We start from the raw sequence: 451 nt of genomic DNA, 5'->3' as shown, positions 1-451 counted from the left end.
GCCATTGCCGGAATGATCGAGCGTGACCGCCACCGGAACGGCGCCCGATATCCCTGCTGCGGCATCGAAATTCGGCCAGGCCGGCGACAGATAGATGACCTCGTCGCCGGCACCGGCGAGCGCGTCGAGCGCCAGCTGGATGGCATGCATGCCGGACCCGGTGACGATGAATTGCTCCTCAGGGAAGGTCTTACCGAAATGCCTGGCATAGTAGCGGGAAAGCGCCTGCCTGAGATCTGGGATGCCCTTTTGCCAGGTGTAGAACGTCTCGCCGCCGGCCAGCGCCTTCGACGCGGCATCGGTGATGAACGAAGGCGTCGGCAAGTCGCCCTCGCCGGCCCAGAGCGGGATCATGCCTTCGCGCAGGCGGCCGTAATTGACGACGGCGACAATGCCGCTTTCGGGTGCGGCGCGGGCCTCCGTGCGCAAGCTGTCGATCAAAGTCATGGGC

At 65.2% G+C, this 451-nt stretch carries 1 protein-coding gene; it reads right to left on the bottom strand.

The genetic code is table 11. The annotated features are described in order from the left end of the window. Nucleotides 1–447 (bottom strand): aminotransferase class I/II-fold pyridoxal phosphate-dependent enzyme (locus tag EN935_RS40090; RefSeq protein WP_127374456.1); only part of this gene is annotated, 447 nt, incomplete at its 3' end. Nucleotides 448–451: the final 4 nt, after the last annotated feature.

This window comes from Mesorhizobium sp. M7D.F.Ca.US.004.03.1.1, from assembly GCF_003998635.1.
GTDB lineage: Bacteria > Pseudomonadota > Alphaproteobacteria > Rhizobiales > Rhizobiaceae > Mesorhizobium > Mesorhizobium loti.
This window is presented reverse-complemented; position numbering and strand designations above follow the sequence as displayed.